The 11,988-nt window shown below is 64.4% G+C and carries 8 protein-coding genes; 2 read left to right on the top strand and 6 right to left on the bottom strand.

The window, feature by feature from the left end; all coding sequences use genetic code 11:
- The 5 genes from JS533_RS04760 to JS533_RS04740 form a co-directional block, all read right to left on the bottom strand.
- The coding region (locus tag JS533_RS04760; RefSeq protein WP_241513325.1) for a hypothetical protein at window positions 1–301 on the bottom strand (301 nt) is incomplete at its 3' end.
- A 97-nt stretch (window positions 302–398) separates the two neighbouring features.
- Window positions 399–2,438 carry an alpha-glucuronidase gene (locus tag JS533_RS04755; protein ID WP_241513326.1) on the bottom strand — a complete coding sequence of 680 codons (2,040 nt, stop codon included), beginning with the start codon at window positions 2,436–2,438 and terminating at the stop codon, window positions 399–401.
- Window positions 2,439–2,551: 113 nt separating this feature from the next.
- The gene (locus JS533_RS04750) at window positions 2,552–3,502 is read right to left on the bottom strand and encodes a carbohydrate ABC transporter permease (protein WP_241513345.1); all 951 of its coding nucleotides are present in this window, start codon (window positions 3,500–3,502) and stop codon (window positions 2,552–2,554) included.
- Between the two features lie 40 nt (window positions 3,503–3,542).
- A complete protein-coding gene (locus tag JS533_RS04745; RefSeq protein WP_241513327.1) occupies window positions 3,543–4,535 on the bottom strand; it encodes an ABC transporter permease in 993 nt (330 codons plus the stop codon).
- 94 nt (window positions 4,536–4,629) lie between these two features.
- Window positions 4,630–6,249, bottom strand: a complete 1,620-nt coding sequence (locus tag JS533_RS04740) for a type 2 periplasmic-binding domain-containing protein (RefSeq protein ID WP_241513328.1) — start codon at window positions 6,247–6,249, stop codon at window positions 4,630–4,632.
- A gap of 284 nt (window positions 6,250–6,533) precedes the next feature.
- Here JS533_RS04740 and JS533_RS04735 point away from each other — a divergent pair, with 284 nt between their 5' ends.
- Together JS533_RS04735 and JS533_RS04730 are read left to right on the top strand one after the other, a co-directional pair.
- On the top strand, window positions 6,534–7,604 hold the full coding sequence (locus JS533_RS04735; RefSeq protein ID WP_241513329.1) for a LacI family DNA-binding transcriptional regulator: 1,071 nt from the start codon (window positions 6,534–6,536) through the stop codon (window positions 7,602–7,604).
- A gap of 204 nt (window positions 7,605–7,808) precedes the next feature.
- A complete protein-coding gene (locus tag JS533_RS04730; RefSeq protein ID WP_241513330.1) occupies window positions 7,809–8,828 on the top strand; it encodes a LacI family DNA-binding transcriptional regulator in 1,020 nt (339 codons plus the stop codon).
- Window positions 8,829–10,525: 1,697 nt separating this feature from the next.
- Here the strand turns inward: JS533_RS04730 and xylA are convergent.
- Window positions 10,526–11,872 (bottom strand): xylose isomerase, encoded by a 1,347-nt coding sequence (xylA, locus tag JS533_RS04725; RefSeq protein WP_241513346.1) that lies wholly within the window; start codon window positions 11,870–11,872, stop codon window positions 10,526–10,528.
- Window positions 11,873–11,988: the final 116 nt, after the last annotated feature.

Here is an 11,988-nt window from a genome sequence, read left to right as displayed (position 1 = left end):
CGCCGTGCGCGGCGTACTCGTTGTACTTGGCGCGCCCCTCCTCGGCGATCGTCTCGGCCACGCGCTTGAGCTCGGCATCGTCGAACATGGCGGCCATGCCGATCGCCTGCGGGAACACGGTGGCCACCCCCGCACGCGCCACGCCGTGCAGCGCCTCGTTCCAATAGTTGTATTCGGGGATGCCGAGCCGCTCGATGGCGGGGGCCGCGTAGTTGAGCTGGCCGATCTTCTCGTCCAACGTCATCTGCGCGACGATGCGCCTGGCCTGTTCGAGCGCTTCGGCATGGGTCATCTGGGGCATGATGTCGGCTCCTTCTTGGGACTCTCTGTAGACTCTTGTGATTTGTCGGCGGGTTCCGCGGCGGGGGGGGCGGATCGCGCGGGTAGGTTGTCGCGGCTCAGCGGTGGATCACGCGTCCGTGAGCGTCGTCGACGCCGCTCATCCGGTGGAAGTACGTGTTGATCTGGTCCCTCCACGCGATCGCGTTCTCTCGCTGCCGCTGCAATCGTTCGCGCACGTTCTCGTACGCGGTGTCGTCGATGCGTCCGGCGAGCGTCTCCCATTGCGCGATGTAGTCGTCGACCGCGGCGGCTCCGGCGAAATGCGTGTCGTAGATGTGCTGGATCACGCTCGTGCCGTCGTGCAGCACGTGCGAGTACGGCACGTGGTGGAAGAACAGCAGCAGCTCGTCGGGGCAGGTCGCGAGGTTCTCGTACGTCGCGGCGACGCGCGGCGAGTACTGGCCGGTGTAGCCGGTACCGGTCGCGACCGTGCGGTCCACGCCGACGCCGTCGCGGTCGGCGTAGTGGTAGGTGCCCCAGCGGTCGTACTCGTAGTCGTTGACGCCCGGTCCGTAGTGGCCGTTGCGGTTGACCATGAATCCGACGCCGAGCGGCGCGGTGTAGCGTTCGTACGTCGCGTTCGACGTGCCGAGGATGCGCTCGATCGTCGCGCGGGCGTCGCCGTCGGCCTCCGGGAACGTCAGCCGTGTCCATTCGCGTGCGATCTCTCCGGCGCTCAGCGACCCGTCCCAGCACATGCGTCCGTAGCCGTACAGGTTGGACTGCGCGAGCTTGTGCCCGGTCCAGTTGTCGTCCATGCCGACGTTGCCGACGGCCGCGTAGCCGACGCGCGACGGGTCGACCGCGACGTCTCGCAGATAGTCGGCCGTCTCCAGCGGGCGTCCGTCCGCGTCGTCGCGGCCGGTGTCCGCGTGGATCATCGACAGCCACTGCGGCACCGCGTAGTTCACGTCGATCTGATGGCCGAGATACTCGGCGGTGATCTCGAACTCGACGATCAGGTTCGTGCGCGACATGCCGCCGATGAGCGGGCTCAGCGGTTCGCGCGTCTGGAAGTCGATCGGGCCGAACTTGACCTGCAGCACGGCGTTCTTGGCGAAGCGGCCGTCGAGCTCGCGGAAGTGGTCGTAGGCGGCGCGTGCGCGGTCGAGCGTGCGGTCGCGCCAGTCCTGCCGACAGTTGTAGACGAACGCGCGCCAGATCACGGTGCCGCCGTGCGGGGCTAGCGCCTCGGCGAACATGTTCGCGCCGTCCGCGTGGGTGCGTCCGTAGGCGAACGGCCCGGGCTCGCCTTCGGAGTCGGCCTTGACGACGAACCCGCCGAAGTCGGGGATCCGCTCGTAGATGCGGTCCGCCACGCCGGCCCACCATGCGCGCACGGCCGGGTCGAGCGGGTCGGAGGTGCCGAGGCCGCCGATGCGCATGGGCGCCGCGAAGTTGACCGACAGGAACGTGGAGACGCCGAACGACGAGAACACGCGGGCTATGCCGGCCACGCGCCCGAGCCACGGGTCCGCGATCAGGTTCGTCGCGAGCCCCCTCACGTTCACGTTGTTCAGGCACACCGCGTTGATGCCGACGGAGGCGAGGAAGCGCGCGTACGCCTCGACGCGGTCCATGTCGCCGCGGAACGCGTCGGTCTCGTCGCGCTGCGGGAAGCCGGTGAACTCGGCGTGCACGTTGCTGCCGGGGCGGCCGAAGAAGATCGACTCGCCGGCGTAGCCGCGTTCGACGGAACCGTCGATCTGGTCCCAGTGGTCGATCATGCGGATCGGCTGGTCAGGGGCGCTCACGATGCGTCCATCGGTCGGCGTCCCACCGAGCGTGCGGCGACGCAGCCAGCCGTACAGGCCGTACATCAGCGCGGCCGTCGTGTTGCCGGCGATCACGGTGACGCCGTCGTGCGATTCGATCGAGAACGCCTCGTCCGAATCGAACGACGTGACGCCCGCGACCAGCCGCACGTTCGCGCGGCCCGCTTCCGAGACGATCGGACGGCCCAGCCGGCGCACGATCTCGTCGCGCAGCCGCAGCGACCGCGCGTCCTCGCCGACGCGGTCCACGTCGACCGAGAACGTGCAGCCGCTCGCCGCGCGTCGCGCGACGCTCTCGGACAGCCACATTGCGTCTGCCATGATGCTCCTTTGCCTGTGAACGCTGTGAAAGGGTGCGCGGGGCCTCCCGTTCCCCCGGAAGGAAGGAAATTGTCAGGAGAACGGGGGAACGGGAGGTCCCGCAGGTATTCCAGTCAGCCCTTGACCGCTCCGATCATCACGCCCTTGTTGAAGTACTTCTGGAGGAAGGGGTAGATGATGAGCAGCGGGAGGGTTGAGACGATGATCACGCCGTACTTGATCTGGTCGGCGGCCTGGTTGATCTCGCTCGTGGTGCCGATGTTCGACGTGTTCGTCTTGTTCGACTGGTTGGCGAGCAGGATCTCCTGGAGCACGACCTGCAGCGGTTTCTTGTCTGCGGTGCGGATGTAGACGAGGCCGGTGAAGTAGTCGTTCCAGTGGCCCACGAAGTAGTACAGGGCGATGACCGCGATGATCGCGCCGCTCAGCGGCAGGACGATCTTCATGAAGTAGCCGAGGTAGTTCACGCCGTCGATCTGGGCCGCGTCGTGCAGGTCCTCCGGGATGCTCGTCTCGAAGAACGAACGGGCGATGATCACGTTCCACACCGAGACCGCGCCCGGAATGATGAACACGAGCATCGAGTTGAGCAGGCCGAGGTCCTTGTACAGCAGGTAGGTCGGGATCAGGCCGCCGGAGAAGAACATCGTCACGGTGAACATGAACATGATGAACCGGCGTGCGCGGAACTCGCGGCGGGACAGCGCGAAGGCGAGCGGCATGGTGACGATCATGTTGAGCGCGGTGCCGAACACCGAGTAGATGATCGTGTTGCGGTAGCCGGTCCAGATGCGCGAGTCGGTGAACACCTGCTTGTAGCCGGCGAACGTGACGTCCTTGGGCAGGAACGTGATCTCGCCGTTGGCCACGGCCGACGGGTTGGAGAACGAGGCGATGATGATGAACCACAGCGGGTAGACGACCGCGGCCACCACCAGCACCAGCAGGGCGGCGATGCCGATGTCGACGGCCCAGTCGGCGGGGGTCTTCTTCTGGCGGACCTTCGGGTTGAGCGGGATGGCGGCGCTTTCCTCACGGGCTTTCACAGCCGTGGCGTCGTGCATGTCGTAGGTCATGGAGGCGTTGCTCATGATGTCATGCTCCTTAGAAGATGCTCGTGTCGGAGGCTTTGCGGGCCACCTGGTTGGCGATCATCAGGAAGACGAAGTTGATGACCGTGTTGAACAGGCCGATGGCGGTCGAGTAGCTGAACTGGTTGCCGACGATGCCGATCTTGTAGGTGAACGTCGAGATGACCTCGGAGGCGGGCTGGTTGAGCGTGTTCTGCATCAGCCAGATCTTCTCGAAGCCGACGTTGAGCACGTTGCCCATGTTCAGGATGAGCAGGATGCCGCAGGTGGGCAGGATGGTCGGGATGTCGACGTAGCGGATGAGCTGGAGCCGGCCGGCGCCGTCGATCTTGGCGGCCTCGTACAGGGCCGTGTCCACGCTGGAGAGGGCCGCGAGGTAGATGATGCAGTTCCATCCGCAGTGCTGCCAGACCTCGGTGATCCAGTAGATCGGGGTGAAGGCGTTCGGCTGGCCCATCAGGTTCGCGTTGCCGAACAGCTTGGAGACCATGCCGGTGTCGGGCGAGAGGAAGATGTTGATCATCGTCACGATGACGACGGTGGAGATGAAGTGCGGCATGTAGGTGATGGTCTGCACGAAGCCCTTCACCCGGGTCGAGCCGATCTGGTTGATGAGCAGCGCGAGGATGATCGGGAAGATGAAGCCCATGACCAGCGTCCACAGCGAGATGCGGAACGTGTTGATGAGCAGGTTGGAGAACTGCGGGGCGTTGAAGAACTGCCTGAAGTACATGAAGCCGACCCACCGGCCGCCGGTCAGACCCTTGGTCGGGTCGTACTGGCGGAAGGCCAGCTGGATGCCGTACATCGGCACGTAGGAGAACAGTGCCACGAAGCACACGCCGGGCAGGGCCATCAGCCACAGCTGCCAGTAGCGTTTGCAGTAGTCGGCGATTCGCACCGGGAGGGGGCGCTGCCGAAGCAGCGTGCGGTTGTCCGGGACCAGCGCCGATGCCGTGCCGGCTTCGGTGCCGGCCGCGTTCGCATTGCGGTTTGTCGCGCGCATGATATGCATTTCCTTTCTTCGGGGGTGGCCGGGCGGGCGGGAGTCGGGTTCCCGCTCGCCCGGCGGTCCACGTCATTGACGGGTCCGGGCGCCGTCACTCGGTGCGGTTCTTGACCTGCTTGTCGTAGATGTCCTGCCAGATCTCGATGATGCGCGGCAGGCCGGCATTGTTGACCTTCTTGACGTAGTCGTCCCATTCCTTGTCGATGCCGCCGTTCTGGATCCAGTTGCCGGTGGTCTGCATCACGTAGGTCATCACGTTGGTGTACAGGCTGCCGAGCTCGGTGTCCTGGGAGCCGGAGGCGTTGGCGTAGTACGGCATGTAGCTCTTGTCGTTCACGTTGGCGCGTGCCGCCTTGAACGCCTCGGACGCCTCCTCGGTGCGTTCCTTCTCGACGTCGCCGTTGATGACGGTGTCCTCGGGGATGTAGGTGGACATGTTCAGCGTGTACGTGTTCTTGTCCTCCTTGCTCGAGTCGTACTTGGACGGGTCGATGGTGTAGCTGCCGTCGGAGTTCTTGGTGACGAACTTGGAGCCGTACTTGATCTGGACCGCGAAGTCGGTGGAGTACATGGTGTCGATGATCTTCCAGATCGTCGCCTTGTTCGGGGCGTCCTTGGCGACCTGCACCGCGCCGGAGCCGTAGCGCGACGACGAGGTGTCCCACACCGGGTGGTCGACGGTGTCGTCGAAGGCGAACGGGGTCAGCGAGGTGTACTGGTCGGCCAGCTTGTCGGTGTACCAGTAGCGGGTGCCCTCGAAGGAGACGCCCACGGTGGCGGCGCCGGTCTTCTGGTCGCCCTCGCGCTCGGTGGAGTAGGTGCTGTCGTCATGGGTGAGCGCGTCCTTGGGCAGCAGGCCCTCCTGCATGGCGGTGTTGTAGAACTTGACGACCTTCTTGAACTCGTCGGAGACGACCCAGTCCTTGACGGTGCCGTTGTCCACGTAGATGCCCTGCGGGCCCGGCCAGCCCTGCAGACGGGTGGGGATGCCGGTCATGTTCATCATCAGGAACATGTCCCACCAGGCGAAGTTGTCGGTGGCGAGCTTGCGCACGTCCATCGGGATCTCGTCGGCCTTGCCGTTGCCGTTCGGGTCCTGCGTCTTGAAGGCGCGCAGCACGTCGAGCAGCTCCTCGGCGGAGGTCGGCATCTTCAGGCCGAGCTTGTCGAGCCACTGCTTGTTGATGAACATGCGCTGCGAGGAGTTGTCGTTCCATTCGCCGCTGTCCTGCGGCAGCGAATAGATGCCGCCGTCCTCGTTGTTCTGGACCATGAGCTTCGCGTCGGGCTCGTTCTCGAGGAACTTCTTGACGTTCGGCATGTCGTCGAGGTGCTTGGAGAAGTCCTCGAAGATCGGGTAGGAGTTCTCCTGGCCGGCGTAGAACAGGCCGGCGAGCGAGATGTCGGCGATGTCGTTGGAGGCCAGCGTCGTGTTCTTCTGCTGGTTCCACGAGGTGGAGGTCACCTCCTGCCATTCGATGTGGCAGTCGCACGCCTTCTCCAGTTCGGTGGTCCAGACCATGTCCTTGGCGGGGATGTCGGTATCCTGCTTGAGCGCCATGATCTTGACCAGCGGCTTGCCGTCGCTGGAAAGCCGCGTATCGCTGCTCTTCGAGTCGCCGCCGCAACCGGCCAGCGTGGTCGCCATCGCACACACCGCCGCGATGCCGGCGATCACCTTCTTCTTGCCTCGCCCGTTGTTCTGCTTCATCGCACTCTCCTTGTACGAAACTTTTAACTCAAGTCCTCGAAACTTTGAGAACAATTCATGTTATACACCAGCATCTAATCCTTGTCAAAACGGTTTCGAAACTCTTGTTATCGCTAACTATCGATCATCGGAGAGCCTTTAACGACGTGGAAATGCTGATTTTTCAACAATTTTCTCGATGTGCCCCGCGACCGTGTCGGCGAAATCCGCGACACGCCGTTTCGAAAGTTATATACTTAATTTCATCGAATACTTTCGGAAACGTTGACGAAAGGACAGCAACCATGAGCTCATCCAACGCAACGCAAGTCACGTCGACGAGGCCGGCGCAACGCGACGCCGGCACGGCCCGCCGCGTCCGGCTCTCCGACATCGCGCGCGACCTCGGCGTATCCACGGCGACCATATCCAAGGTCGTCAACGACCGCACGGACGTCGCCGAAGACACGCGCCGCCGCGTCAAGGACGCGCTCGCGGCGGCCGGCTACCGCAAGCCGAACGCCGGGCAGACGACCGATTCCGCACCGCTGATCGACGTGATCTTCGAACGGCTGGACAACGTCTGGGGGCTCGAGGTCATGATCGGCGTGGAGCAGGAGGTGCGCGAACGCCGGCTCGGCGTGGTCATCACGGAGAGCGGCGATCGCGGCGGCTCCCCCGCCGCCTGGCTGGACGCCGTCATCGCGCGCAACCCGCTGGGCGCGATCATCGTGACCTCCGACCTGTCCGAAGCGGACACCGAACGGCTGGCCGCGCACGGCATCCCCATCGTGCTGCTCGACCCATCCGGCGACCCGAACCCGTCCGCGGCGTCCATCCGCGCCGACAACTGGAGCGGCGGACTGACCGCCACGCGCCACCTGATCACTCTCGGCCACCGCAAGATCGGCATCATCACCGGCCCGATGGACATGATGTGCTCGCGCGCCCGGCTCGACGGCTACCGCGCGGCGATCGAGGAGGCGAACATCCCGTTCGACCCCTCGCTGTGCATCGAAGGCGAGTTCAAAATGGCCTCCGGGCTCGAATGCGCCAAGCAGCTGCTTGATCGGCCCGACCAGCCGACCGCGATCTTCGCCTGCAACGACCTGATGGCGATGGGCGTCTACGAGGCCGCGCGCGTGCTGCGGCTGCGCATCCCCGAAGACCTGTCCGTGGTCGGGTTCGACGACGTGCAGACCGCCGCGCTGATGGGCCCGCCGCTGACCACCGTGCACCAGCCGATCCGCGAGATGTCGGTGGAGGCGGTGCGCATGCTGCTGGCCATGCGCGAAGGCCGCCATCGGCCCGGCGGCACGATCATACCCACCTCGTTCATCGTGCGCGGCAGCACCGCCGCTCCGGGCGCGGAGTGAGCGCGGGTGAGTCAGCCCACGATCCGACGGACTCCCCCGCATCCTCCGGCACATCCTCCGATCCCGTCCATGCACCCCATCGCACACGCCGTGGTCGCCCTCTTCGGCGCGATGCGATAGACTGTTTCGAGAAATTTCGAAACTTGTCGAAAACGCCGCGCCACGACGCACGGCGTGCACGACCCACAGGCAACGGGAGCGATCATGGCGCGTACGGCGAAGAAGGTATCGGCCAGCGACATCGCAAAGCAGGACGGCGTCTCGCTGGCCACCGTATCCAAGGTGATCAACGGCCGACCGGACGTGGCCGACGACACGCGCCGCCGCATCGAGGAGATCATCCGGCAGACCGGATACACGAAACGCGGCTACGCACCCGCGCAGTCGCGCATCGTCGAGGTTGTGCTGCCGCCGAACCTGCCGTCCGGCGCGGACTCGCTGATCAACGAGGCGGCCGCGCGCTCCAACGACGTCGACCTGGTCTTCTCCATCCGGCAGATCGCCAAAACCGACGAAAGCCGCGAGCATCTGCTCAAACGCATCGCCGAGGACGACCCGGCCGGCATCATCCTCATCCTCGACGACACGAAACCGAACGAACTCGACGCGTTCTCGTCGTGGAACATCCCGCTCGTGCTCATCGACCTGCCCGGCGTGGTCGCGCAAAGCCGGCTGTCGGCGGGCGTCGACAACTGGACCGGCGGTCTGATGGCCGGCCGGTATCTCGTCGAACGCGGCCACACGCGCGTCGCCACCATCCAGGGCCGCGCCACGTCGCTGGCGTCCAGCGCGCGACTGTCGGGCTTCGTCGGCGCGCTCACCGAAGCGGGGCTCGCGCTGCCCGACCAATACAATCTGCGCGGCGACTTCCTCCCCGAAAGCGGCCGCAAGGCCACGCTCGAGCTGTTCGAGCTGGACGAGCCGCCCACCGCGATCTTCGCGTTCAACGACCTGATGGCGATGGGCGTCTATCAGGCCGCCTCCCAGCTGGGCCTGCGCATTCCGGACGACCTGTCCGTGCTCGGCTTCGACAACGTGTTCCCCTCGATGTACCTGCATCCGGCATTGAGCACGATCGCGCAGCCGTTCCGCGATCTCATGGACGCTGCGATCGACATGATCGAGGACAATCTCGACGGCCGTCTCGGCGAGGGCGTACATCGCGTCGTCCTGCCCCCGCGCCTTGTCGAACGCGGCTCCGTCGCCGCTCCCCGCGCGCGCTGAACGGACGACCTGCAGGGCACGCTCAAGACCGCCCCGGCCTCCCGCTGAACGGCGGTGTGATGGTTGCGCTGGCGGGCATTTCCCGTTCCCGGCATCTGTTTTATTGTCATACTTTGCCCGGGAACAGGTGGCTGGCTGAAGTGTGCCCTGATTTGCTGTCACGCCTCCATGCGAACAGGGATTTTTCGCGAAGCGTGACATGGGGTACACCGGCGCCGTCGGGACGGATACCGGCCAATCGCTGGTATTACTTGGACTCTGCGGGACATCGCCTGTCACACTTGCCCGATATCGCCGACCGGCTGCAGAGTATGACACGGACTCTGTCACACCTTGCCGATATGGGTACTTTCCGTGATTGCGTGACAGCCGATCACACCACAGACCACGCAAAACGACCTGAATCGACCGGGTGTGACACCGGGGGTGACAAGCCACCATGGAAACCGACATGGGAATCGGCGGGAATCGTCCGAATGTGGGGAAACCGGAACGTTTGCATGCGCCCGTATCCGAAAGTGGGGAAGAAGCGACGCGACACGCCGATTATTGATCCCGTTCATACTGTCGATTTCCCCACATTCGGAACGTCACGCCGAATGTGGGGAAACCGACATCACGAACACCCGTCGTGAGCGGTGCCGGTACTGCTTGTTTCCCCACTTTCGAAAACGGTCGATGCCGACCGTCCTATCGGAGTCCGTTCATGCTGTCGATTTCACCACATTCACCACCGCCAGACACCTCGCCGGCGTTCCTGCGGGCCGGCCGAAGGGGAAAGTGGGGAAATGGAGACGATAACGCCGACCGAAGCCGCGTCCGAAGCCATGGGCATCGTTTGTCTAGTCCGAGCGGATGGTTGACATCTGTCTTGGGGCATGGTTGACGGGGCATCCCGTTCCCCATCCGTTCATCCATTACACGAACGGCCACCCGGTCACGTGGGTGTGTGGTTCAGGTGGATGCCGCTGCGCGCGTCGAACGCACGGCCGCCCGGTCACGTGGGTGCGTGACCGGGCGGCCGTTGGGAACACGCCAGCTGCACGACTGCGATGTGCGTGCAGACGGCGTGCGACGATGGTTTGCGGAATGCCTACATCCAGCCGTTGCGGCGCAGACGGTCGCGCAGGGCGATGCCGACGAGGGAGAGGACGAAGGCGGTGAGGGCTGCGATGGTCATGTCGATCGGTCCTTTCGTGCGAAGTGATGGACAACCCGACGGTTACGGATTGTAGACGGGCGATGTTGCGGGCGATGGCGAGGGCATGTTGCGTGCGCCTGCCGCGCGGGCGGGCATCGTAGAAGGGTATCGTAATGGGTCCGGACGCCGTTGTCCGGAAGCGGTAGGAAGAATATCGGCAAATGTAGGGAATGTCACAAACGGCATTGCCCCGGGCACGGCCGAGTCCGCGTCGCACCCCGAACAGGATACGCACCGCGGGCTCGGCCGGCGGGAAGGGGAAAGGAAACAGGAACAGAGGAAACGGAACCCGCCGGCATGGCCGCCGGCAGATTTCCGGCGATCCGTCCGGCCGTCGCATCAGCCGAAGCCGTAATACAGCGGCCAGTCGGATTATCGGTCGGCGCACGCCTCGTCCCGCAACCGCGGAGTGCTGCGTGCGCCCGGCATTCGCTCGGTATCGGCTATCGCCTCAACCTCGCCTGAAGCTACTCCGAAAGCCCATCGGGCTTTCGACTCACGCCTCAGCCAGCGCGTCGACGATGTAGTTGTTGATCGTCGCCTTGACGGACTCGAGGTGATCGGACTTGGTCGCGGCGATGAGCTCGGACTGCGGCTTGTCGATCGCGTACTCCTCGAGGGAGGCCAGCGTGGCGGTGCCGTTCTCGATGGTCGCGCCGATGCCGGAATCGTAGGAGCTGTAGCGCTCGGCCATGAGGTCCTGGATGAAGCCGTCGCGGTTCATCTTGTCGGCGACCAGCAGGCCGGCGGCGTAGGAGTCCATGCCGGCGACGTGCGAACGGAACAGGTCCTCGGCGTAGAAGGAGGTGCGGCGCGGCTTGGCGTCGAAGTTCAGGCCACCGTGGGGGCCGATGGAGCCAGCCTGCAGGACCTCCCACATGACGGCGACGGTCTCGTACAGATCGGTCGGGAACTCGTCCATGTCCCAGCCGATGAGCTTGTCGCCCTGGTTGGCGTCGAGGGAGCCGAGGAAGCCGTTTTCGCGGGCCACGCGGATCTCGTGCTGGTAGGTGTGGCCGGCCAGGTTGGCGTGGTTGCCTTCGAGGTTGAGCTTGAAGACGTCGGTCAGGTCGTGGCTGCGCAGGAACTCGATGGCGGTGGCCGCATCGAAGTCGTACTGGTGCAGCGTCGGCTCCTTCGGCTTCGGCTCGATGAGGAACTGGGCGTCGAAGCCGATCTCCTTGGCATAGTCGGCGCACATGTGGAAGAACTTGGCGATGTGGTCGGTCTCGCGCTTCATCTCGGTGTTCCACAGGTTCTCGTAGCCTTCACGGCCGCCCCAGAACACGTAGTTCTCGGCGCCGAGGCGCTTGCCGATCTCGAGGCTCTTCTTGAGCTGGCCGGCGGCGTAGGCGTAGATGTCGGCGAACGGCGAGGTGGCGGCGCCGGACACGAAGCGCGGGTTGGTGAACAGGGAGGAGGTGTTCCACAGCAGCTTGACGCCGGTGGCCTTCATGTTCTCCTCGATCTTGTCGACGACCTTGTCGAGGTTGGCGTTGGTCTCGCGCAGGGTGTCGCCCTCCGGGGCGATGTCGCGGTCGTGGAAGCAGAAGTACTCGACGCCGAGCTTGGTGAACAGCTCGAAGGCGTAGTCGACCTTGGCGAGCGCCTGGTCCATCGGATCGCTGTACTTGTAGTACGGGCGGTGCGCGGTGCCGGTGCCGAACGGATCGACGAGCTCCTGGTTGAAGGTGTGCCACCAGGCGACGCCGAAGCGCAGCCAGTCCTTCATCTTCTTGCCGGCGACGACGCGGTCGGCGTCGTAGTAGTGGAACGCGAGGCCCTCCTGCGGTCCCTTGGTGCGGCCGACGTACTCGATCTTGTCAACATCCCACAGACCCATCATGGTCTCCTTTTCGGTGCGGTTGGTGTATGTACTTCTTCGTTCCGGCTTCGCGGTCTTTGCGTTCCGCCGGCTGACATGAATAAATATAAAACCATTTAACTATCTTTGTCAAA

The organism is Bifidobacterium amazonense (assembly GCF_018555435.2).
GTDB classification, from domain to species: Bacteria; Actinomycetota; Actinomycetes; order Actinomycetales; family Bifidobacteriaceae; genus Bifidobacterium; species Bifidobacterium amazonense.
Note: the sequence above shows the minus strand (reverse complement) of the source record. Positions and strands in the feature narration are given on the sequence as shown.

Excerpts from the sequence above, each read along its gene's own strand:
- JS533_RS04730 (WP_241513330.1), top strand. The coding sequence starts at position 7,809 with ATGGCGCGTACGGCGAAGAAGGTATCGGCCAGCGACATCGCAAAGCAG.
- xylA (WP_241513346.1), bottom strand. The coding sequence starts at position 11,872 with ATGGGTCTGTGGGATGTTGACAAGATCGAGTACGTCGGCCGCACCAAG.
- JS533_RS04755 (WP_241513326.1), bottom strand. The coding sequence starts at position 2,438 with ATGGCAGACGCAATGTGGCTGTCCGAGAGCGTCGCGCGACGCGCGGCG.
- JS533_RS04740 (WP_241513328.1), bottom strand. The coding sequence starts at position 6,249 with ATGAAGCAGAACAACGGGCGAGGCAAGAAGAAGGTGATCGCCGGCATC.
- JS533_RS04735 (WP_241513329.1), top strand. The coding sequence starts at position 6,534 with ATGAGCTCATCCAACGCAACGCAAGTCACGTCGACGAGGCCGGCGCAA.
- JS533_RS04750 (WP_241513345.1), bottom strand. The coding sequence starts at position 3,502 with ATGCACGACGCCACGGCTGTGAAAGCCCGTGAGGAAAGCGCCGCCATC.
- JS533_RS04745 (WP_241513327.1), bottom strand. The coding sequence starts at position 4,535 with ATGCGCGCGACAAACCGCAATGCGAACGCGGCCGGCACCGAAGCCGGC.